The organism is Specibacter sp. AOP5-B1-6, from assembly GCF_052376555.1.
Lineage (GTDB): Bacteria > Actinomycetota > Actinomycetes > Actinomycetales > Micrococcaceae > Specibacter.
On the sequence record NZ_JBQSVT010000017.1, the window covers coordinates 1 to 20,802 of the forward strand.

At 65.0% G+C, this 20,802-nt stretch carries 20 protein-coding genes; 15 read left to right on the plus strand and 5 right to left on the minus strand.

The annotated features are described in order from the left end of the window. Nucleotides 1-356 precede the first annotated feature (356 nt). From ACT3TS_RS10440 to ACT3TS_RS10470, 7 genes are all read left to right on the plus strand, one after another. Nucleotides 357-848, plus strand: a complete 492-nt coding sequence (locus ACT3TS_RS10440; RefSeq protein ID WP_444531447.1) for a MarR family winged helix-turn-helix transcriptional regulator — start codon at nucleotides 357-359, stop codon at nucleotides 846-848. 186 nt (nucleotides 849-1,034) lie between these two features. After that, nucleotides 1,035-2,090 (plus strand): iron-siderophore ABC transporter substrate-binding protein, encoded by a 1,056-nt coding sequence (locus ACT3TS_RS10445; protein ID WP_444531448.1) that lies wholly within the window; start codon nucleotides 1,035-1,037, stop codon nucleotides 2,088-2,090. Between the two features lie 11 nt (nucleotides 2,091-2,101). Further along, a complete protein-coding gene (locus ACT3TS_RS10450) occupies nucleotides 2,102-3,298 on the plus strand; it encodes a FecCD family ABC transporter permease (RefSeq protein WP_444531449.1) in 1,197 nt (398 codons plus the stop codon). Beyond that, the gene (locus tag ACT3TS_RS10455) at nucleotides 3,295-4,443 is read left to right on the plus strand and encodes a FecCD family ABC transporter permease (protein WP_444531450.1); all 1,149 of its coding nucleotides are present in this window, start codon (nucleotides 3,295-3,297) and stop codon (nucleotides 4,441-4,443) included. Before ACT3TS_RS10450 ends, ACT3TS_RS10455 begins: the two co-directional genes overlap by 4 nt. A gap of 1 nt (nucleotide 4,444) precedes the next feature. Then, a complete protein-coding gene (locus ACT3TS_RS10460; RefSeq protein ID WP_444531451.1) occupies nucleotides 4,445-5,395 on the plus strand; it encodes an ABC transporter ATP-binding protein in 951 nt (316 codons plus the stop codon). Next, nucleotides 5,392-6,387, plus strand: coding sequence for a siderophore-interacting protein (locus ACT3TS_RS10465; protein ID WP_444531452.1), 996 nt, complete (start codon nucleotides 5,392-5,394; stop codon nucleotides 6,385-6,387). Before ACT3TS_RS10460 ends, ACT3TS_RS10465 begins: the two co-directional genes overlap by 4 nt. A 99-nt stretch (nucleotides 6,388-6,486) precedes the next feature. Then, nucleotides 6,487-6,900 (plus strand): VOC family protein, encoded by a 414-nt coding sequence (locus tag ACT3TS_RS10470; RefSeq protein WP_444531453.1) that lies wholly within the window; start codon nucleotides 6,487-6,489, stop codon nucleotides 6,898-6,900. 242 nt (nucleotides 6,901-7,142) lie between these two features. Here the strand turns inward: ACT3TS_RS10470 and ACT3TS_RS10475 are convergent, their stop codons facing one another. Beyond that, entirely contained in the window at nucleotides 7,143-7,640 is a 498-nt protein-coding gene (locus tag ACT3TS_RS10475; RefSeq protein ID WP_444531454.1) for a MarR family winged helix-turn-helix transcriptional regulator, read from the minus strand. 102 nt (nucleotides 7,641-7,742) lie between these two features. Here ACT3TS_RS10475 and ACT3TS_RS10480 point away from each other — a divergent pair, with 102 nt between their 5' ends. Beyond that, a complete protein-coding gene (locus ACT3TS_RS10480) occupies nucleotides 7,743-9,623 on the plus strand; it encodes an ABC transporter ATP-binding protein (RefSeq protein ID WP_444531455.1) in 1,881 nt (626 codons plus the stop codon). Between the two features lie 203 nt (nucleotides 9,624-9,826). Further along, nucleotides 9,827-10,603 (plus strand): SGNH/GDSL hydrolase family protein, encoded by a 777-nt coding sequence (locus ACT3TS_RS10485; RefSeq protein WP_444531456.1) that lies wholly within the window; start codon nucleotides 9,827-9,829, stop codon nucleotides 10,601-10,603. A gap of 80 nt (nucleotides 10,604-10,683) precedes the next feature. Here the strand turns inward: ACT3TS_RS10485 and ACT3TS_RS10490 are convergent, their stop codons facing one another. Beyond that, a complete protein-coding gene (locus ACT3TS_RS10490) occupies nucleotides 10,684-11,532 on the minus strand; it encodes an NADPH-dependent F420 reductase (RefSeq protein WP_444531457.1) in 849 nt (282 codons plus the stop codon). After that, the gene (locus ACT3TS_RS10495) at nucleotides 11,519-11,677 is read right to left on the minus strand and encodes a hypothetical protein (protein WP_444531458.1); all 159 of its coding nucleotides are present in this window, start codon (nucleotides 11,675-11,677) and stop codon (nucleotides 11,519-11,521) included. The genes ACT3TS_RS10490 and ACT3TS_RS10495 overlap by 14 nt, the downstream gene beginning before the upstream one ends. Before the next feature lie 308 nt (nucleotides 11,678-11,985). Between ACT3TS_RS10495 and rpmB the strand changes: the two genes are divergently transcribed. The 6 genes from rpmB (at nucleotide 11,986) to ACT3TS_RS10525 (ending at nucleotide 17,911) form a co-directional block, all read left to right on the plus strand. Continuing rightward, nucleotides 11,986-12,222, plus strand: coding sequence for a 50S ribosomal protein L28 (rpmB, locus tag ACT3TS_RS10500; protein WP_444531459.1), 237 nt, complete (start codon nucleotides 11,986-11,988; stop codon nucleotides 12,220-12,222). Further along, nucleotides 12,222-12,389, plus strand: coding sequence for a 50S ribosomal protein L33 (gene rpmG, locus ACT3TS_RS10505; protein ID WP_038465687.1), 168 nt, complete (start codon nucleotides 12,222-12,224; stop codon nucleotides 12,387-12,389). Before rpmB ends, rpmG begins: the two co-directional genes overlap by 1 nt. 4 nt (nucleotides 12,390-12,393) lie before the next feature. Next, nucleotides 12,394-12,699 (plus strand): 30S ribosomal protein S14, encoded by a 306-nt coding sequence (gene rpsN / locus ACT3TS_RS10510; RefSeq protein ID WP_038465689.1) that lies wholly within the window; start codon nucleotides 12,394-12,396, stop codon nucleotides 12,697-12,699. Between the two features lie 455 nt (nucleotides 12,700-13,154). Then, a complete protein-coding gene (locus tag ACT3TS_RS10515) occupies nucleotides 13,155-13,436 on the plus strand; it encodes an HU family DNA-binding protein (protein WP_038465691.1) in 282 nt (93 codons plus the stop codon). 168 nt (nucleotides 13,437-13,604) lie between these two features. After that, on the plus strand, nucleotides 13,605-15,935 hold the full coding sequence (locus tag ACT3TS_RS10520) for a cytochrome c oxidase assembly protein (RefSeq protein ID WP_444531460.1): 2,331 nt from the start codon (nucleotides 13,605-13,607) through the stop codon (nucleotides 15,933-15,935). 65 nt (nucleotides 15,936-16,000) lie between these two features. Beyond that, nucleotides 16,001-17,911 carry an NHL domain-containing thioredoxin family protein gene (locus ACT3TS_RS10525; protein ID WP_444531523.1) on the plus strand — a complete coding sequence of 637 codons (1,911 nt, stop codon included), beginning with the start codon at nucleotides 16,001-16,003 and terminating at the stop codon, nucleotides 17,909-17,911. A gap of 56 nt (nucleotides 17,912-17,967) precedes the next feature. Here ACT3TS_RS10525 and ACT3TS_RS10530 read toward each other — a convergent pair whose 3' ends face one another. Together ACT3TS_RS10530 and ACT3TS_RS10535 are read right to left on the minus strand one after the other, a co-directional pair. Further along, nucleotides 17,968-19,017, minus strand: coding sequence for a hypothetical protein (locus tag ACT3TS_RS10530; RefSeq protein ID WP_444531461.1), 1,050 nt, complete (start codon nucleotides 19,015-19,017; stop codon nucleotides 17,968-17,970). Nucleotides 19,018-19,194: 177 nt separating this feature from the next. Continuing rightward, nucleotides 19,195-20,787 (minus strand): helicase HerA-like domain-containing protein, encoded by a 1,593-nt coding sequence (locus ACT3TS_RS10535; RefSeq protein WP_444531462.1) that lies wholly within the window; start codon nucleotides 20,785-20,787, stop codon nucleotides 19,195-19,197. Nucleotides 20,788-20,802 lie beyond the last annotated feature (15 nt).

The window sequence follows — 20,802 nt, forward strand, 5'->3', positions numbered from 1 at the left end:
CTAGAGTCCGACCGTTTCCGGCGTGACTCCGGAGATTTGGAATCAGGCGTCCATGCTTTCGGGCCCCGATCGGGGTATGTATGAACCTGTTCCGGCGTCGCTGGAGCCCGTCTTCCGCGCGATGACGGTCGACCGCGCGTAGTACACGCCGGCGCAGCTGATGCCTGGAGTGGGAAAGTGCGATAAATGCCGCCGCTCCCGCATTATGCCGCCGGAGGGTGCACCGCGGCATAATGCGGGAGCGGCGGCATTTCCGGAATCGAGGATGTGCCGGGCCGGCCGCTTGAATGGCTGAAGTGTCAAGTAAAAGTGCGGGGTGCTGCTTCGACGTGCCGGAATCGTGGAAAGATGGCGCCATGACTGAGATGGATCCGCGCTGGTTGAGCGCCGACGAACGTGCTGCGTGGCTGGCATTGCTGTCCACCGTGACCTTGCTGCCCGGCGCGTTCGAGGCCCCGCTGCAGCAGGCAGCCAAGTTGTCCCTTTTTGAATACAACGTCCTGGCCATGCTCTCGGAGGCCGGGACGGCGACCCTGCCCATGAGCGAGTTGGCAGCCCGGACCAGCGCATCGCTGTCCAGGCTGTCGCATGTGGTGCGGAAGCTGCAGGGTCGCGGCTATGTGGAGCGGTCGGTGCAAGTGGAGGATGCCCGCGTCACCGAGGTCACCATCACCGCCGTCGGGCTGGAGCTCGTTCGCGAGTTGGCGCCCGTGCATGTGGAAACCGTCCGGTCCGTGGTCTTTGACCGGCTGGACGCACGCGACGTTGCCGACCTGGCCCGCATCGGGCGCAAGCTCATGCGGGGCCTGGATGAGTCGCACTGGACGCTGCGCACGCCCGCGCCCTAGCTGCGAAACTTGGTCCGGCGCGCCCGTCCCGGCCGCACCCCACCGTTGCTCCGTAGGCAAATGTGAGATTGCCCATACGCGGAATAGGGCAGCAAAATGTTTCTTAATGCAATTTAATGCCGTAACGTAGCTAAGGCTTGCCTAAGCGTGGCAAGCCTTGTGGTGGGGTCATCGTTAGGACATGCATTGGAATTTTCACGTCGTCAGGGCCTGAAGCTGGGCCTTTTTGCATCTGTTGCAGCTTTGGGAGTCGGACTGGCAGGCTGCTCAACCGGTGCCGTGGGCGATTCCAGCCCACAAGGCACGCAGGCCTCCACTGACACCTTCCCCGTCACGGTCAAGCACATTTATGGTGAAACCGTCATCAAGTCGGCCCCGCAGCGCGTGGCCACGGTTTCCTGGGTCAACGACGACGTTGCCATCGCCCTGGGCGTTGTCCCGGTGGGCATGCCCAAAAATGAATGGGGCGGCAACGAACAAGGCTCCACGCCATGGAAGGATGCCGCCCTGGAAAAGGCCGGCGCCGCCATCGGCACCGACAAGGCGCCCGCGCTGTACTCGGAGGACGACGGCGTCAATTTCACCGAAATCGCCAAGACCAACCCGGACATCATCCTGGCCGCCTACTCGGGCCTGACCCAGGAAGACTACGACAAGCTGAGCAAGATCGCCCCGGTCATCGCCTTCCCGAAGACCGCCTATGGCACGTCATGGCAGGATTCCACCACCATGATCGGCGCGGCACTGGGCAAGTCGGCAGCGGCCAAGGACCTCATCGCCGCCACCGAGAAGACCATCACGGACCAGGCCGCAAAGTACCCGTCCATCAAGGGCAAGACTTTCATTTACGGCAACCTGGACCCCGGCGCCGCGGAAGCCGTCAGCGTCTTCACCTCCGGGGACAACCGGCCCAAGTTCCTGAGCAGCATCGGGATGGAGCTGGCACCGGTCATCGTTGCAGCGGAAAAGGGTGTCGATGCCTTCTTCCTGCCCTGGTCCGCCGAGAAGGCCAATGAACTCGATTCCCAGGTGTTTGTCAGCTGGGTGGCCGATGAGAAGGCCAAGGATGCGATCGTGAAGGATCCCCTGCTGGGCCAGATCCCGGCCGTCAAAAAGGGCGCCTTTGTCACTGACTCCGACAACACCCTCACGCTCTCCATCTCCGCCTCGTCCCCGTTGAGCCTGCCGTGGACGCTGGACAAGTTCCTGCCCCTGCTCGGCGCCGCAGCGGACAAGGCCTAAGGAAGCCGCCAGTGACAAGCGCACCAGCTGTTGCGAAGGAAGGTTCGACGCCGGAAACGGCTTCGCTGCCTTCCTCCGCTGCCGCCGGGGTCACCCGGGGCACCCGCACGCCGGGTTCCGTTGCTGCGCCCGAAGCTGCGCCCGGAGCGCGGAATGCTGAGCCCGGAGCTGCGCCCGGAGGCAAGGGAGCCGCCCCCGGGGCGCGGACGTTCAGCAACCGGCGCCGCCTCGTGTGGCTGATGGCGCTGGTTGCCGTTCTGGTCCTGGTCGTCCTGTTGTCGCTGGCCGTGGGCGCCCGCAGCATTCCCCTGCCGGCAGTGGTGGACGCCGTGTTCAACTTTGACCCGACCAACGGCGAGCACGCCGTGGTTTCCTCGCGCATGGTGCGCACCGTCGCAGGCCTGGTTGTTGGCTTGTCGCTGGGCTTGGCCGGAACCTCCATGCAGGGCGTTGCCCGCAACCCCCTTGCGGATCCCGGCATCCTGGGGATCAACGCCGGAGCCGCACTGGCCGTGGTGGCCGGCATCTTCTTCTTTGGCGCGGCAGGTGTCTCCAGCTACCTGTGGTTTGCCTTCGGCGGCAGTGCAGTTGCCGCCGTCGTGGTTTATGCGGTGGCCAGCCTGGGCCGCACCGGGGCAACCCCGGTGAAACTTGCCCTGGCCGGGGCCGCAATGGCAGCGGGCATGGGATCGCTGATGAGTGCCATGCTGGTCACCAGTCAGGACTCCCTGGAGCTGTTCCGCAGCTGGCAGGTGGGCGCGCTCGCCGGGAAATCATGGGACTCCGTCCTTTCAGTGCTGCCGTTTGTGCTTGTGGGCGCCATCATTCTGCTGTCCACCGGGCGGCTCCTGAACACCTTGGCCCTGGGCGACGACATGGCCCGCGGCTTGGGTCAGCGTCCCGGCCTGGGGCGAACCGTCTCTGCGGTGGGCATTGTGCTGCTGTGTGGCTCGGCCACGGCACTGGCCGGGCCCATCGCCTTTATCGGGCTGGTGGTTCCGCACCTGCTGCGCGGCCTGGTTGGCCCCGACTACCGCTGGCTGCTGCCGTTGTCACTTCTGGCGGCCCCGGCGATTTTGCTGCTGGCCGACGTGGTCGGACGCGTGATCCTTCTCCCCGGCGAGGTGCCTGCCGGCATTTTGGCGGCCATGATGGGCGCCCCGGTCTTCATTGCCGTGGTGCGTCGCGGAAAGCAGGCAGAACTGTGAGCGTTGTGGAAAAGTCCGGCGCCCGCCCGGGAACCGGCACGCCCGCCGCAGTCGACGCCGGCGCCCAGGCCGGCGCCCAGGCCGGCGCCCAGGCCGGTATGCACCCGGGAACCGGCAGCGGACTGGCAAGCGGCGCCTGGGTGCGCGAACAACGCAAGGCCCCGCGCCGCCGTCGTGCCGTGCTCGCCGGATGCCTGGGCCTGCTGGTGCTTGGCTTGCTGGCCGTGAACATCCTGCTGGGCAGCTACACCGTCACCATCCCAGACTTCGTTGCCATGCTGGGCGGGAAGAACATCCCGGGCGCGAGCTTCATCGTCATGGAAAACAAGCTGCCGCAGGCGCTCCTGGGCTTGCTGGCCGGCGCGTCCTTCGGGGCGGCAGGCGCCGTCTTCCAGACCATGCTGCGCAATCCGCTCGCCAGCCCCGACATCATCGGCATCAGCTACGGGGCCAGCGCCACGGCCGTTGCCGCCATCGTGCTGTTCGGCATTCGCGGCGCAGGAATCTCCGTGGCTGCGATCATTGGCGCGCTGGCCGTCGCGCTGCTCATCACCACGCTGGCGCGGGGGCGCGGCGGCACCGGGCTGATCCTCATCGGCATTGGTGCGGCCGCCTTCATGCAGGCCGCCGTCACGTTCCTGCTGTCCCGGGCCGATACGACCAGCGCCCAGGAAATCATGGTGTGGCTGACCGGCTCGCTGAACTCGGCCAACTGGGAACGGGTCGCCATCCTGGCCGCGGCGCTGCTTCTGCTGGTGCCATTCGCCGCCATCGGGTCGCGGGACTTGCGCGGCCTGTCCCTGGGCGATGACACCGCGGCCGGACTCGGCTTCAACGTGCCGCGCGCCCGGGTGCTGCTGACAGTCATGGGTGTGCTCCTGGCCGCCCTGCCAACGGCGGCCGCCGGGCCGATCGCGTTCGTGGCGTTCCTGTCGGGGCCCATCGCCAAACGCCTCAACGGCGGAGCCGCCAGCCTGCCGCTGTCCGCACTGGTGGGCGCGGCCATCGTGCTCGCCGCAAATTTCGCGGCAGTCAACGCCATCCCCGGGGCCTCGCTGCCGGTCGGGGTGGTCACGGGAGCGCTGGGCGCCCCGTTCCTGCTCTGGCTGCTGATCTCTTCCAACCGCGCCAACCAAGGAGGCTGAGATGACCAAAACTGCATCCCACCCCATTGACCGCAAGCGTGCCGCCACGCTGTCCGCCCGCGGGCTGTCCCTTGCCTACGGGGAACGGTCCATCGTGGAGAACCTCGACGTCGAATTGCCTGCGGGCAAGGTGACCATCATTGTCGGGGCCAACGCCTGCGGCAAGTCCACGCTGCTGCGCGGGTTGGCCAGGCTGCTCAAGGCCGGTGCCGGCGTCGTGCATCTGAATGGGACCGACATTCACAAGGTGCCCACCCGCGAATTGGCCCGTGAACTGGGCATCCTGCCGCAAACCCCCACGGCGCCGGACGGCATCAGCGTGGCCGATCTCGTGGGGCGCGGCCGCAGTCCGCACCAGGGCTGGTTCCGGCAGTGGACCCCGGACGACGACGATGCCGTCGCCGCCGCGCTGAACGTCACGGGCACGGCCGAGCTGGCCGGGCGCAGCATCGACGAGCTGTCCGGCGGGCAGCGCCAACGCGTTTGGATCGCCATGGCGCTGGCGCAGGAAACCGAGGTCCTGCTGTTGGATGAACCCACCACCTACCTGGATTTGGCCCATCAGGTGGAGGTTTTGGATGTGGTGTCCGAGCTCAACGCGCGCCGCGGAATTACTGTGGCGATTGTGTTGCACGACTTGAATTTGGCGGCGCGCTACGCGGACCACCTGATCGCCATGAAGTCCGGAGCCATCGTCGCCCAGGGCGCTCCGGCGACGGTGCTGACGGCGGAGCTGGTCCACGACGTGTTTGGCCTGGAATCGGTGGTGGTCCCGGACCCTGTCGTGGGCACGCCCATGGTTGTCCCGATCGGCCGCCGTGCCGCCCTGCTGGCCGATGCGGCGGCATCCCGCCTGTCAGAAGTTGGGTTGTCGGATGTTGCGCCCGCAAAAGTTGAGCCGTCAGATGTTGAGCCGGGGCTCGTGCCCGCGGCGGAAGGAGTACAGGCATGAGTTCGGCAATCCTGGATGTTTCATCAGTCTCGACAGCAATGGGGCTCGAGGCGGATCCCATCAAGCCCATGCGCGCCTTCGACCTGCGGGTCAGTGCCGTGGCGCAATTGAGCGAACATTTCCGCCGCATCACCTTTACGGGTTCGGACCTCGCCCTCTTCGGCTCCAACGCCGCCGGCGAGACCCTGGACCTGCGCGTCAAGGTCATGATCCCCTCGCCCGGCCATGCGCTGCCGGAGCTGAGCAACATCCGCGGCTCGCTGCAGGACGACTGGTACCAAAGCTGGCTTGCCGTGGACGAATCGGTGCGCGGTGTAATGCGCACCTACACCGTTCGTGCCCTGCGTCCGGAGGTCCCTGCCACGGGTTCAACGCCCGCAGTGCCGGCAGAGCTGGACATCGACTTCGTCCTGCACCTGGACGGCGGATCCGGTCCGGCGGCCAACTGGGCAGCCTCTGCACAACCGGGGGACACCTTGCTGCTGGTGGGTCCGTGCGCGCGGTGGGGTGACTGCCTGGGCATTGAATTTGCCCCCGGCGAGTCCGGCCGTGTACTGCTCGTGGGCGACGAAACCGCTGTTCCTGCCATCGCCGCCATTCTTGAAACGCTGCCCGCGCACGTCAGCGGCCATGCCGTCCTTGAGGTGCCCACCGCCGCCGACTTCCTTGACATTGCAACGCCGGCCAGCGTGGAAGTTCAGTGGCTGGCACGGGGGGACAACCCGCACGGCGAGATAATGTCACGGCAGGTCCGCTCCCTGGTGGTGCCCGCTGCCTGCGCGGTGGGCGAGGAGCCCGAAGATGTGGACGTTGATGCGACCATCCTGTGGGAGACCCCTGCTGCCGCCACCGGCCACGGCCTGTACGCGTGGATCGCCGGGGAGGCCGCAGCCATCCGCGGACTGCGCCGCTACCTGGTCCGCGACGTTGGCATGGACAGGAACGCGGTGGCGTTCATGGGCTACTGGCGGAAGGGCCAGGCGCTTTCATAAAGTCCGCTGCCAGGGGCTGACACGGGCACCGAATCGGGGCATAATTTCAGTCACCGACTAGTTCCGCCCATCCAGTTCTGCCTATCAAGGAGCAGCAATATGGCCACCCGACTGAACCCCTATCTGAACTTCCGTGACAACGCCCGCGATGCCATGGAGTTTTACCACGGCGTCTTTGGCGGCACGCTGGAGCTGAGCACCTTCGGCGACTTCCAGGCATCCCAGGATCCGGTCGAAAAGGACTTGATCATGCACGGCATGCTGACCGGCGACAACGACGTGGTGCTCATGGGAGCCGACCTGCCCGCATCCATGGCGCTCACGGACAACTCCAGCGTTTCGCTTTCCGGTGACGAGGAAGCCGTGTTGCGCGGCTGGTGGGACAAGCTGGCCGACGGGGCAACCGTGGCCGAACCTCTTGCCAAGGCGCCGTGGGGTGACACCTTTGGCATGTTGACCGACAAGTTCGGTGTGCCGTGGCTCGTCAATATCGCCGGGACGCCGCAGGCGTAGTCACGTCAGTCCGCCCCTCCCACGAAAAAGCGCCTGCGCCGCGGGTTCGTCCCTCCGCTGCCCACGAAAAAGCGTCTGGGCCGCAGGTTCGTCCCTCCGGATCCCGCCAAAAAGCGTCAGGCCCGCGAGTCAGCGGTTGCCCAACAGCTGACTCGCGGCCCAGACGCTTTTTCGTGGATGAAGCCGTGGATGAAGCCGTGGATGAAGCGGATCAGCCAGGACGCAGCGGGGTGAAAAAGCGGTCAATCCCGGAGCTGACCCAAGATTCGGGCCAGCTCCGCGCGGTCCTGCGCGCCGAGCCGGGCGAAGTACTCACTTGACTTGTCGCGGCGTTCGGCTTGGACGTCGGCAAAGAGCTGCTGTCCCGCCGCGGTGGCCACGATCAGGGTGGCCCGCCTGTCGGTGGGGTCAGGGTCGCGGCGGACCAGACCCTTGGCCTCAAGCTGGTCGACCACCTCGGTGGCCGACCGCGGGGCAATGCGCAGCCGTTCGGCCAGATCCTTCAATCGGACGTCGCCGGACACGTCGCAATCAGCGCCACCAGCCCCGTCCGTTCCCGGCCCAGCGCCGGGCTCACCGCTGCCCGATGCCCGCCGCCCCCGCAGCAAGGTCATGAGCGCCCGCCATTGGTGCGGCGTCAGTTCCCACGGTGCCAGCTGTTCGGCCCAGGTGCGGCGCAGTCCACGAAATGCCGCATGAAAAAGTTCGCCGAGGTCGGGTGCATCGTCAGTAGGGGCCATGCAAACAGCATACTAAACTTGACACCCAACCACATAGTGAGGTAACCTCGCTATTAGTTGGTGCGAGTCCCGCACCCCGCACACCATTTGGAGGTGGCGCATATGACGGAGAACATCCTCAAGCAAAAACAAAAACCCAGCCGTGAAGAATCCGGCCCAGCAAACTTCAACTCCCGCGGTCCCGGCCGCATCGACCCTGCCGACAAGAAGCAGGTCAAGCTCCATCCCGTGAGTTTGAAGCGCATCGCGGCCTTGTTCGCGCCGCACAAGGTGACCATCGCCGCCGTCGTGCTTCTGATCAGCGTCTCCAGCATTGTTGGCCTGGCGCAGCCGTTCCTGGTGCGCAGCATCATCGACACGGCCCTGCCGAACAAGGACCTGAAAATGCTCGCGTGGCTGGCCGGCGCAATGATCGCCGTGGCCGCCGCAACCGCATTCATCGGCGTGATCCAGACGTGGATGACTACGGCCATGGGCCAAAAAATCATGCACACGCTGCGCACCCGGCTGTTCACGCACCTGCAGAAACAGTCGCTCGCGTTCTTCACCAGGACCCGCAGCGGCGAGGTGCAGTCGCGCCTGAACAACGACATCTCCGGCATGCAGTCGGTCATCACCTCAACCGCCACCGGCGTCGCCTCAAACCTGACCACTGTCGTGGCCACCGCCGCCGCCATGATTGTGCTCTCCCCGCAACTGTCGCTGCTTTCGCTGATAGTGATCCCGCCGGCCGTCTGGTTTTCCCGCCGCGTGGCCCTGCTGCGCCGCGACATCACCTCCACCCGGCAGGCCGAACTCGCCACCATGAACACATATGTGGAGGAGGGGCTGAGCATCTCCGGCGTGCGCCTGGCCAAAACCCTCGGCACCACCGGCCGCGACGCCGTCCGCTACACCGAAAGCTCCGAACGCCTCATTGGCCTGGAACTGCGCTCGCAGCTGGCGGGACGCTGGCGGATGGCGACGATGAGCATCATCTTCTCGGCCATCCCCGCCGTGATTTACTTCGCCGGCGGACTGCCCGGAAGCACCATGACCATCGGCACCGTCGTGGCGTTCACAGCGCTGCAGGCCACGGTTTTCCGCCCCATCATGGGCCTGCTGAACCTCGGCGTCCAATGGGTCACGGCCATGGCGCTCTTCAGCCGCATCTTTGAATACCTGGACATGGTCCCCGACATCACCGCCCCGGAAAACCCGGTTCCGCTGGACCCGGCCACGGTGCGCGGCGAGGTCCGCTTTGAAAACGTCCGTTTCGCGTACGACGACGGGGCCGACGTTCTGCGCGGCATCAACCTTGCGCTGCCTGCCGGCACTACGACCGCCGTGGTTGGCCCCACCGGTTCGGGCAAGTCAACGCTGGGTGCGCTGCTGCCCCGGCTGCACGATGTCACCGGCGGCCGCGTCACGATTGACGGCGTTGACGTGCGCGACATTGCCCCGGACGTGCTCGCCCGCATTGTGGGTGTGGTGTCGCAGGAAAGCTACCTGGTGCACGCCTCCATCCGCGAGAATCTGCAGCTGGCCGCCCCGGACGCCGACGACGCCACTCTCTGGAAGGCCTTGGCTTCTGCACAAATCGCAGACCTTGTGGCCGGACTCCCTGAGGGCCTCGACACCCTGGTGGGTGCCCGCGGGCACCGCTTCTCCGGCGGAGAGCAGCAGCGGCTGGCCATTGCCCGCACCATCCTGCGCAACCCCCGCGTGCTGGTGCTGGATGAAGCCACCTCGGCCTTGGACAACACCACCGAGGCGGCCGTCCAGCTGGCGCTCGACCACTTGGCTGTTGGCCGAACCACGCTGACGATTGCCCACAGGCTCACGACCGTGGAGGATGCCGACCAGCTGGCTGTCCTCGCAGCGGGCGAACTTGCCGAGGTGGGGACACCGTCGGCGCTGCGAGACGCCGGGGGAGCGTATGCCGCACTGATTGCGGCCGGCGAAGACGCGCGCGCCGACGAGGCCCTGGAACTTGCGTCATAGTCGCCGCTGCGCCCGGGCCGCTGGTCCCGGGCCGCCGGCCCTTCCGGGGCTGCAGCCGGCCGGGCCATGCAGGGAGCGGGCCGGGCGGCCAGCCACGCATAGACTTGGCATGATCAATCCCGGACCCCGCAGCGCGCCAACAGCGAAGACGTCACGTGCGCAAAACCGCTGCGGCCGGGTACTGCAGGCGGCAAGGAGCAAGCATGGAATTTTCAGCACGATATGTGGCATTGGGTGATTCATTCACCGAAGGCCTCGGTGACACGGACCCCACGCTCCCCAACCAGGTCCGCGGCTGGGCCGACAGGACCGCCGAGCAGCTTGCCCTGGCCCGTCCCGACGAAACCGTCGGATACGCCAACCTCGCCATCCGCGGCAAGAAGATGCAGCAGATCCTCACGGAACAAATTGACGTTGCCGTGGCCATGAAGCCCACGCTTGTCACCATCTACTCCGGCATCAACGACATCCTGCGCCCCAAGGTCAACATCGATGCCATGATCGCCAATTACTCGGACGGCATCGCCAAACTGGCGGCCACCGGCGCCCGCGTTCTGGTCTTCACCGGCTACGACGCCAGCTCCTCCAAGGTCTTCGCCAGCATCCGCGGGCGCACCGCCGTCTACAACGAGCTGGTCCGCGAGGTCGCCGAAACGCACGGCGCCGAACTCGTCGACTACTGGCGCTTCCGCGAATACGACGACTGGCGCCTGTGGGGCATCGACCGCATGCACATGTCCACCCCCGGCCACATCAACATGGCCAACAGGGTGCTCGAACAGCTCGGCGAAACCGCCCGCATCCCCCTGCCGGAAATGCTGCCCATCCCGATGCGCACCACCGCGGAAACACTCAGGGACAATGCCGCCTGGACCCGGGAATATGTGGGCCCCTGGGTCAGCCGCCGCCTGCGCGGGGTGTCCTCCGGCGACAACCTCTCCGCCCGCTGGCCCGAATTCCGCGCGCCAACAACGCCATAAATCACACCAAAACGAGTACGACGGCGTCGACCCTCCAGCGTGCGGCGCGACGCCTCTCAAGCCACCGGTGAACGGGGAACTTAGAAGAGACGGTCTGCGACTTTCACCCGGGTGGCAGACTCCAGCGCCACGTGGAGCTGAGCGGCCGACGTTGGGCCTGCTTCGGCGGAAAGCAGCTGATCGTCGGGTGTGCCCGGGTCGGCGAGGTAAACGCGCGTGTACCCGGCGGACTCGGGCTCGAATTTCCACGAGTCAGCGAGCGTTCCGGCATCGAGGGCATCGAATCCGAGCCGGTCCAGGATTGCCGCCGCCTCACGCTTGGCGTCGACGTCATCGGAGGCGATGGGAAGGGTGGAGCGGTCGGCGGCGCCATTGTGACGTGAAAGAAGCGGGATGTGGTGGGCGAGGATATTGCTAAACGCCTTGACGTGACGGGCGCCAACGAGCCATTCATGCACCAGTTCGCTCGTTGTCATGACCTCGGCATCGAGTTCTGTGATGCGACCGTCGCGGTACGGGTAGTAATTGCTGGTATCCAGGACAAGTTTGTTCCGCAACAGTCCGGCAGGAAGGTCCTTGACCGCGAGCAGCGGAATGGAGAGCACGATCGCGTCTCCGTCGTTGGCAGCGTCTTCGACTGTGCCAGCCTTGGCAAGTGGCCCGAGCTCTTCAATGAGCTGGTGGAGAGACTCTGGTCCGCGGGAGTTCGCGATGATCACGTTCATGCCCGAGGCAACGGCGAGCCGGGCGACTGCCGAGCCAATGTTGCCACTTCCAATGATTCCCAATGTTTGCATGGTTCTTCCTTTCAAACATGTCCGGCGTACTCGACTCTGCTGGACTCTCGGCTCTGTTGGGCCGCTGGGCAGAACCTCAGTGGCTTGAACGTGGACCCCTGCGGGATTATTCCGCCGGTTACAGGGCGGCACCCACGGGTCTGGGGCATTTGGCCCGGATGGTTCCGGCAGCCGCGCTGATGCGGTGAGTCACGCCGTCGTGCTTCATCAAGGCAGCAGCCCCATGCCTGTCCACATGGCGGCCCAATTCGTCCCGGAAGTACATCGGGGAATTCATCCCCGCGTCGCCCGTTCGCTTCCTGCGGCAGGTATGGTATGCCAATTAGCCATAATCGCCGTTCACCGTCTAGACTGGGTAGGCGCTAGGTGGCGCGGAGCGTGTGCAATTGCTCCGGTTTGCGGTGATTATCCTCCCGCGGGCCGGTAGTTAGGGGCTCAAGTTGCGTGCATTCGGGTATTCGCCGGAGAGCACTTTCCATCCTTCATGAAAATGTTGTGTGGGAATAATGCTGTCCAAGGGCGGACGCTGCCTCAGCGCACGGTTTGCACCAGTGAACCTTATCCACATATTTATTAGGAGTGATCATGGCAGCACATTGCCAGGTGACCGGAGCCGAGCCGGGCTTTGGGCATAGCATTTCGCACTCGCACCGCCGCAACAAGCGACGGTTCGATCCGAATATTCAGAAGAAGCGCTACTGGGTTCCTTCCCTGCGCCGCAACGTAACCCTGCAGGTTTCTGCCAGGGGCATCAAGGTCATCGACGTACGCGGTATTGACGCCGTTGTTACTCAGATTCTGGCACGTGGGGTGAAGCTCTAATGGCGAAAGACAGGGACGTACGTCCAATCATCAAGCTGAAGAGCACGGCGGGAACCGGGTTCACGTATGTGACCCGCAAGAACCGTCGCAACACTCCGGACCGTTTGGTTCTGAAAAAGTACGATCCGAAGATCCGTCAGCACGTCGAATTCCGAGAGGAGCGCTAAGACTATGGCTAAGAAGTCCATGATCGCGAAGAACGAGCAGCGCAAGGTCATCGTAGAGCGTTACGCCGAGAAGCGTCTCGCCCTGAAGAAGGCCCTCGTTAACCCGGCCTCCACCGACGAAGAGCGCGAAGCGGCCCGCCTGGGCCTGCAGAAGCTCCCCCGCAACGCCTCACCGGTACGCGTTCGCAACCGCGACGCCATCGATGGCCGTCCGCGTGGAACGCTCCAGAAGTTCGGCATCTCCCGTGTACGCTTCCGCAAGATGGCGCACGCTGGCGAACTGCCCGGCATCAAGAAGTCCAGCTGGTAATCACTGATTTCCGGTTGTAAAGGGGCGGTGACCTTCGGGTTGCTGCCCTTTTTGCTGCCCTTTTGCTGCCCGCGGGCGCTGACGGCGTGGCAAGCTGGCGATCGTCGGGTAAATTTCGCACGTCCTCGCCAGCTTGCCACGTCGCCGCGATTTAAAGTTCGACGGCGGCAGCCCCGACAGTGGAAATCTCACCGCGCGCTGGGCTCGCCCGCGGCGCCAAGAGCTCCCAACGCCCAAGGCCGGCAAGCCGGGAAACACGCCCCGGGACGCCCCAAAATGGCCCGCGATGAGTTGGCTGAGAGCGAAATATGCCTGAAATCCGGGGAAAATGACCCAGAAAACGCCGAGAAATACCGAAATTTACCGGAATCCCGCGGAATAACTGGTAAGTTCGCTAGCAGTGGTTGACACGCAACCGCGTGGAATTGGATTTACTGACGTCCAGGAGGACAAACATGGCTAAGAATCGTAGCGAACTGGTTGCTGAAGTTGCAGCAAAGGCTGAGACCAGCCAGACAGCAGTAAACGGCGTACTGGATGCACTCTTCTCGGTATTCGAGAGCTCCGTTGCAGCCGGCGAAAAGATCACCATCCCGGGCTGGCTCTCCATCGAGCGCACCGACCGTGCAGCTCGCACCGGCCGCAACCCGCAGACGGGCGAGACCATCCAGATCGCAGCAGGCCACAGCGTGAAGCTCTCCGCTGGTTCCAAGCTGAAGGCTGCTGTCAAGAAGTAATTTCTTTACAGAACCAAAATGGAGGTGGCCAGCATCAGCTGGCCGCCTCCGATTTTTAAGTTGCAATTGAGTTTAAAGGCTGCGGTGATGCCCGCCCCGCACCGACCGTCCCTTTCCTGAGAGCTGCCTGATTCGCCCGATGTTCCCCGGGTGCAGGACAATGGAGGGGTGCCACCCGTAGAATCTGCCCCCGCCACCACAGTCCGCCCTGCACCCACCTCACATGGGGGCAACTTTGCCGACGGCATTCGCAGCCGCTGGTGGTGGCTGGGACTGGCAGCCGCCATGGTCGCAGTCGTGGCATCCCTGCTGTGGACGGGCGCCACCGCTGTGGCTGAGCTTGCCGATCCCGGTGCGTTTACCCGCTGGGGGCTGCCGCTGGCCACCACCATTCACAATTTGGCCCTGTCAACGGTGATCGGGTCCCTCGTGTTCGCCGTCGTGATCCTGCCCAAGGACCTCAAGGCACACCGCCCGCACACCGGCAGGCAAAAGGAAGATTCCGCCAGGCGCACGCCCGTGCCGGAACACCCTGCCTTCACCCGTGCCATGACATTGGCCATGGTTGCCGGCGGGGTCTGGACCGTGTCGGCCATCGCGGTGCTGGTCCTGACGTACTCCAGCATTTCCGGCCTGGCGCTGGCAGGCACCAGCGACTACACCAACATGCTGGTCTTCTTCATGACCGAGCTGCCCGTCGGCCAGGCGTGGCTGATGATCACCATCATTGCCGCAGTTGTCACCACGATGGTGATCGGCCTGCGCAACATCAGTGCCCTGGCCGTGTCGCTGGTGCTGGCCATGATCTCGTTCATCCCGCAGGCCTTGATCGGCCACTCGGCCTCCAGCGCCGACCACAAGGGCGCGGTGAACTCCTTGTTCCTGCACGTTGTGGGCGCCTCGCTGTGGGTGGGCGGCATCGTCGTCCTCGTCGTCGTTTCCGGTGTTCTCGGCAAGATCACCGCCCAGACACTGAAGCGCTTCTCCGCCCTGGCCATCTTTGCCTTTGCCGGGGTGGCAGGATCGGGCGTCATCAACGCCGCCATCCGCATCACGAATTGGCACGACCTCTTTTACTCTTCCTACGGGCAGCTGATCCTGGCCAAGTTTGCCGCCACCGTTGTGCTGGGCGTCATTGGCTGGATGCACCGGGAGTGGATCATCCCCCGTCTGGAGGGCGGGGCGAAGAAGGAAGGCACCGCCAACACCCGCCGCCTGTTGTGGCAGCTGATTTTTGTCGAGCTGTTGATCATGGGCGTTGTCAGCGGCATTGCCGTGGGCCTTGGCCGCTCGGCGCCGCCGCAGTCCCGCGAACTCTCGCAGGAGGCACTCACCCCCGCCCAGATCCTCACCGGCTACCCGTTACCGCCGGAACTTGAATTTTCCCGCTGGTTCTCGGAGTGGCGCATGGACTGGTTGTGGGTGGCCTTCGCCGTGTTGGCCGGCACCGCCTACGTCGTCGGCATGGTGAAGCTGCACAAACGTGGCGACAAGTGGTCGGTGCTGCGCAGCGTCTCATGGTTCGGCGGCCTGCTGTCCCTGGTCTACATCACCTCCGGCGGCCCCGCCGTTTACGGTGCCGTGCTGTTCAGCGCGCACATGGTTGAACACATGGCGTTGATGGTCGTGGCCCCGTTGTTCCTCGCCCTGGGCTCGCCCATTTCCCTGGCACTGCAGGCGCTGGCACCGCGAAGGGACGGCTCACGCGGCATCCGCGAATGGATCCTGGTGCTGGTGCACTCGAAGTTCTCCAAGCTCATCACGCACCCGTTGTTTGCCGCCGCGAACTTCTCCGGCAGCTTGATCTTGTTCTACTACTCGCCCGCGTTCAACCTGGCCATGACCTACCACGTCGGCCACGAACTGATGATCGTGCACTTCTCGCTCACCGGCTACATCTTCGTGCAGAGCATGATCGGCGCCGACCCACTGCCCTACCGCGCCCCCTACCCGCTGCGGCTCGTGCTCCTGCTTGCCACGATGGCCTTCCACGCATTCTTTGGCGTCTCCTTGATGATGGCCACGGCGCTGCTCTCCGGCGAATACTTTGGCAACATGGGCCGGCCATGGGGTGACTCGGCGTTGATTGACCAGCAAACAGCCGGCGGCATCGCCTGGGGAGTGGGGGAATTCCCCACCCTGCTGATCGCGCTGGGCGTCGCCTACATGTGGTCCAAGTCCGACGCACGGGAAACAAAGCGCAAGGACCGCGCCGCCGACAGGAATAAGGACGCCGAGCTGGGCGCTTACAATGACATGTTCGCCCAACTTGCAGCTCGCGACGCCACCATGGCCTCGTCCAGCCGCGGCCCCGCCCTGCCGCACCTGAACCAGCACAAACCTCATGGCAGGCCCACCGGCAAGTCCACCGACAAGGACGACGGCGGCACTTACGCCCCGGCTGTTCCCGGCACCGACACGGCCGGCACCGCAGGCAACGAAACATCCATGACCAGTGAGCCGGGGAACCCGGCCGGCACGCAAGGAGAAACGAACTAGTGGATTCCTCAACGAAGACCAGCCCAGCAGCCGACACAGCAGCCACCCCCGCAGCGGCCCCGGCCATTGCCACCCCTGTGCGGGTGCGGGCCTCGGAGCTTGAAGGCCGCGGCTGGTTGAACACCGGCGGCGCCGAGCTGAACCTGGATAAGCTGCGCGGCAAGATCGTCATCCTGGACTTCTGGACCTTCTGCTGCATCAACTGCCTGCACGTCCTCGACGAACTGCGGCCCCTGGAAGCGCAGTACAAGGATGTCCTTGTCACCGTGGGCGTGCATTCACCGAAGTTTGAACACGAGGCAGATCCGGTGGCGCTGGCCTCTGCCGTGGAACGCTACGACATCCAGCACCCGGTGCTCGACGATCCCGAGCTCGTGACCTGGCAGGCGTACTCCGCCCGGGCCTGGCCTACCCTGGTTGTCGTTGACCCGGAGGGTTACATCGTCGCCCACCTTTCGGGTGAGGGGCACGCGGCCGGCCTGGCCTCGTTCATCCCGGAACTCATTGCCGAGCACGAGGCCAAGGGCACGCTGCACAGCGGCGACGGCCCGTACGTGGCCCCCGAGCCGGTTTCCCGCGATCTGCGCTTCCCCGGCAAGGTCCTGCCGCTGGCGGACGGCAACTTCCTCGTTTCCGACACCGGCCACCACCGCCTTGTCGAGACCGGCCCGGACCTGACAACCGTGGTCCGCACCATCGGCTCTGGCACCAAGGGATTCCTTGACGGCCCGGCCGGCGACGCGGAGTTCAACGAGCCCCAGGGACTGGCCCTGCTCCCGGCGGAGCTGGCAGCGGCTGCCGGGTACGACGTCGTCGTGGCTGACTCGGTGAACCACCGCCTGCGCGGCATCACGCTGGCCACCGGTGAGGTGCGCACACTGGCCGGCAACGGGGTCCAGCGCCTGCTGGATGCGGGCCCGGCCCGGGTGACTGACGACGGCGCAGCCGCCTCCGAGAACGACCTCGGCACAGCGCCGCTTGAGGTGGCGCTGTCCTCACCGTGGGATGTCGCCTACTCGTCAACGCTGAAAACAGTTGTCATCGCCATGGCCGGAACGCACCAGATCTTTGGCTTTGACCCGGCCAGCGGCACCGTCACGATTGTGGCCGGCAACGGCCTGGAGGGCCTGCTTGACGGGCCGGGGGAGCAGGCCTGGTTTGCCCAGCCCTCGGGCCTGACCGAGGATGCCAAGGGAAACATTTGGGTCGCCGATTCCGAGACGTCCGCCCTGCGCGTGCTGAGGTTCGACGACGACGGCGGCGTGCTGGTTGAGACGGCCATCGGCGAGGGCCTGTTCGACTTTGGCTTCCGGGACGGCGAGGCGGCCCAGGCGCGCCTGCAACACCCATTGGGCGTTGCCGTTCTGCCCGACGGCTCGGTGGCCCTGGCCGACACCTACAACGGTGCCGTCCGCCGCTACGACCCCGCGAGCAAGACCGTCAGCACATTGGCCCGCGGCCTGGCCGAGCCCAGCGACGTTTTGCTTGACGAATCGGGCGAGGTGCCGCTGCTGATTGTGGTTGAGGCGAACAAGCACCAGCTCATCCGGCTGCCGCTGCCCAAGAACGCCCTGCAGGTGGATGAAGGCGCAACCCAGACACAGCGTCCCAAAACTCCGATTGCGCCTGGCGAGCTGGCTCTAACCGTCAACTTTTCCGCCCCGACGGGTCAGAAGCTCGATGACCGCTGGGGTGACCCCACACAGTTGAAGGTTTCAGCCACGCCGCCGGAGCTTTTGATCAGCGGCGGGGGAACCTCCATTGGCCTCCAGCGCACCCTGGTGCTGTCAGCCGACGTGCCTGAAGGCGTGCTGCACCTGACTGCCCGTGCCGCCGCGTGCGACGGGCCGGAAGATGCCAGCGGGGAGATCCCCGACCATGCTGCTTGCCACCTGTACCAGCAGGACTGGGGCATCCCTGTGCTGATGAGCGCCGATGGTGCTGCAGAGCTGGCATTGGACCTGCGCGGGGTCTAGACGGATGCAATGATGGCCCGCCGGAAGCATCCGGCGGGCCATCGATGTACCTCCGGCTAGTAGCTGACTACCGGGGTGACTGAAACGCTGGTTCCGTCAATTGTCAGCTTCGCCGTAAATCCAAAGTCCTCTGCTTCCTTGAACTCGGACACCAGCCCGGTGAAGAGGTCCTGCTCCTGGTACTGCACCTTGGCCTTGACGTTCAACGGTGCCATGATCCACTGCCCGCCAAAGGGCGTGATGGTGATGGCCGGGTATTCCGCGATTGACCACGACACGGGTGAGACCACCCGGTTGTTCGTGCTGGCGCTCATGGGGCAGCCGGTGGGCATCAGCACCGCCTGCTTGGCGCAGGCGTCAAGGTACTTGTGAACCGCGGCGTCGACCTGGGACAAAAGTTTGCTGGTGGGGCCGGTGGCGAGGCCGACGGCGGGAACCGCCTCACCCGGTCCGGCAACATTGCGTGTCACTGCGGGGGCGGCAAACAGCGGTGAACGATATTCCAGCTGATAGCTGCCGGGGTAGAACACGGCGAAGCTGTTCTTGCCGTCGGGCATGTTGGCGTCGGCACCGTTGATGATGGCCTGGTTGGCGTTGACGACCGAGACGTTGATCGTGGGCAGGGTGCTGGGCACCATGACCCAACTGTCAAAAAACAGCCAATGCTTGGGGCCCGGGGTCAGCTTGAAAACGGTGGTCAGCGGCTTTTTATCGATGGTGTAACTGACGGTGACAATTTTCTGGTCGTCGGGACCGGCCACGGCCTCACCGATGCTGACGTCCTTGAGGTCTTCCTGGGACTTGGCAAGGGCCTTCCCGTCGAGAGCCGCCGCGTTGGCTGCGGGCACCTTGGCCTGCAGCAGGCCCAAAGCCTTGGCGCCGTCTCCGTCCTTGAGCGCGGCCAGATAGTTGGCCACAGCCTTCTCGGGACCAAAATCCTTGGTGTTGACAACCGCAATGGTGACGATTGAAGCGGCCACTGCAAGCATTAATATGAGCAGCCAGGTGGCTGCTATTTTGATGAGCTGGGTCCCGTTCTTCACGCCGTCAACTGTACCGGGTTCGGGTGCAGGGGCTTGAATCAAGGGTGCATTACCGGTGTTCATTGCGTCACCGCTTCCCGTTGAGAGTCGTGCCCATGAGCCTGGGGCCACCATAAGTTTGGGCCCACGACTCCGAGGGCCCCGCCCACATTCCTGGGCCCACCATAAGCCTGGGCCCACGCGCCCGAGGGGCCCCGCATGAAGACGCGCCAGCGGCTTCGAGCGGGGAGGGCGTGGGGACTAGCGCCGGCGTTTTCGAGGCGCCGTCCCAAACATGTCGCGCATCAGGTTCCGGCCAAGGGAGCTGCCCATGGAGCGGACCATGCTTTTCAGTCCGCCACCCAGCGCCCCGCCCAAGGCACCCATGACGTCGGAAGCCATGCCGCCGCCGTCGTTCTTGGAAGAAGGAATGGCGACCGGAGGAGGTGGCGGCAGTGGCGATCCGGACGCCGGGCCCGTACTGGGCGCCGCCGTGGTGGCGGCAGGCGCCTGCAATTTCTCGTAGGCGGAAACGGGGTCGACGGCTGTCCCATAGGTGGGCAGCAGCGCGGAGGCGGCGATGACGGCCTTGACGCTGTCGTCCGTGCTGGGCCCCATGACGGATCCGGGGGCGCGCAGACGGGTCAGGGCCACGGGGGTGGGCGCCCCGTTTTCATTCATGACGGTGACGACCGCCTCGCCGATGCCGGCACTCGTGAGGACTTCCTCGAGGTCATAGCCACTGGTGGGGAACGTGGAAACGGTGGCCTTGAGCGCCTTGGCGTCATCCGGGGTGAACGCGCGCAGGGCGTGCTGGACGCGGTTTGCCAGTTGGGCCAGGACGTCGCCCGGGACGTCCTTGGGGGTCTGGGTGACAAAAAAGATGCCGACGCCCTTGGAGCGGATCAGCCGCACCGTCTGGGTGATGGCGTTCAGGAAAGCCTTGCTGGCGCCGTTGAACAGAAGATGGGCCTCGTCGAAGAAGAAAACGAGCTTGGGCTTGTCGACGTCGCCCACTTCGGGCAGTTCGCGGAACAGGTCCGCCAGAAGCCACATGAGGAAGGTGGAGAACAACAGCGGTTTGTCCTGGATGCTGGGCAGCTCCAGGCAGGTGATGACGCCGCGGCCGTCGGGGGCCATGCGGAGCAGCTCGGCGGTGTCGAACTCGGGCATGCCAAAAAATTCGCCCATCCCCTGCGCGTCCAGGGTGATCAGGTTGCGCAGGATGACGCCGGCCGTGGCCTTGGAGAGTCCGCCGAGTTCCTTGAGGTCGTCCTTGCCCTCATCCGAGGACAGGAACTGGATGACCGCGCGCAGATCCTTCAGGTCATACAGTTCAAGACCCTTGGTGTCCGCATAGTGGAAGACCAGTTGCAGACTGGATTCCTGGGTTTCGTTCAGGTCCAGGACGCGGGCCAGCAGGATGGGGCCAAAGGAGGTGATGGTGGCGCGCACCGGAACGCCGTTGCCGTTGCCGCCCAGAGCCAAAAATTCCACGGGGAAAGCCTTCGATTCCCATTGCTGCCCCAGCGCCTGGGTGCGGGCCGTGAGCTTGTCGTTGCCCTCGGCCGCGGTCGCCAAACCGGTGAGGTCGCCCTTGATGTCGGCCATGAAGACGGGAACACCGGCGGTGGAAAGCTGTTCCGCAATCATGTGCAACGTGACGGTCTTGCCTGTTCCGGTGGCTCCCGCCACCAGTCCGTGCCGGTTCATCATGGCGAGCGGGAGGGCGACCTGCGCCTCGGGGCGGACCTCGCCGTCCACTATTGCGGCGCCGAGGGCGATGGAGGAACCGCTGAACGTGTAGCCGGCCTGAAGGGCGGTGATCAACTCTGCTGGGGTCTTGGTAGCCATAACGACAGCGTACCG

Excerpts from the sequence above, each read along its gene's own strand:
- ACT3TS_RS10440 (WP_444531447.1), top strand. The coding sequence starts at position 357 with ATGACTGAGATGGATCCGCGCTGGTTGAGCGCCGACGAACGTGCTGCG.
- ACT3TS_RS10460 (WP_444531451.1), top strand. The coding sequence starts at position 4,445 with ATGACCAAAACTGCATCCCACCCCATTGACCGCAAGCGTGCCGCCACG.
- ACT3TS_RS10465 (WP_444531452.1), top strand. The coding sequence starts at position 5,392 with ATGAGTTCGGCAATCCTGGATGTTTCATCAGTCTCGACAGCAATGGGG.
- ACT3TS_RS10470 (WP_444531453.1), top strand. The coding sequence starts at position 6,487 with ATGGCCACCCGACTGAACCCCTATCTGAACTTCCGTGACAACGCCCGC.
- ACT3TS_RS10475 (WP_444531454.1), bottom strand. The coding sequence starts at position 7,640 with ATGGCCCCTACTGACGATGCACCCGACCTCGGCGAACTTTTTCATGCG.
- ACT3TS_RS10480 (WP_444531455.1), top strand. The coding sequence starts at position 7,743 with ATGACGGAGAACATCCTCAAGCAAAAACAAAAACCCAGCCGTGAAGAA.
- ACT3TS_RS10485 (WP_444531456.1), top strand. The coding sequence starts at position 9,827 with ATGGAATTTTCAGCACGATATGTGGCATTGGGTGATTCATTCACCGAA.
- ACT3TS_RS10495 (WP_444531458.1), bottom strand. The coding sequence starts at position 11,677 with ATGAATTCCCCGATGTACTTCCGGGACGAATTGGGCCGCCATGTGGAC.
- rpmB (WP_444531459.1), top strand. The coding sequence starts at position 11,986 with ATGGCAGCACATTGCCAGGTGACCGGAGCCGAGCCGGGCTTTGGGCAT.
- rpmG (WP_038465687.1), top strand. The coding sequence starts at position 12,222 with ATGGCGAAAGACAGGGACGTACGTCCAATCATCAAGCTGAAGAGCACG.
- rpsN (WP_038465689.1), top strand. The coding sequence starts at position 12,394 with ATGGCTAAGAAGTCCATGATCGCGAAGAACGAGCAGCGCAAGGTCATC.
- ACT3TS_RS10515 (WP_038465691.1), top strand. The coding sequence starts at position 13,155 with ATGGCTAAGAATCGTAGCGAACTGGTTGCTGAAGTTGCAGCAAAGGCT.
- ACT3TS_RS10530 (WP_444531461.1), bottom strand. The coding sequence starts at position 19,017 with ATGAACACCGGTAATGCACCCTTGATTCAAGCCCCTGCACCCGAACCC.
- ACT3TS_RS10535 (WP_444531462.1), bottom strand. The coding sequence starts at position 20,787 with ATGGCTACCAAGACCCCAGCAGAGTTGATCACCGCCCTTCAGGCCGGC.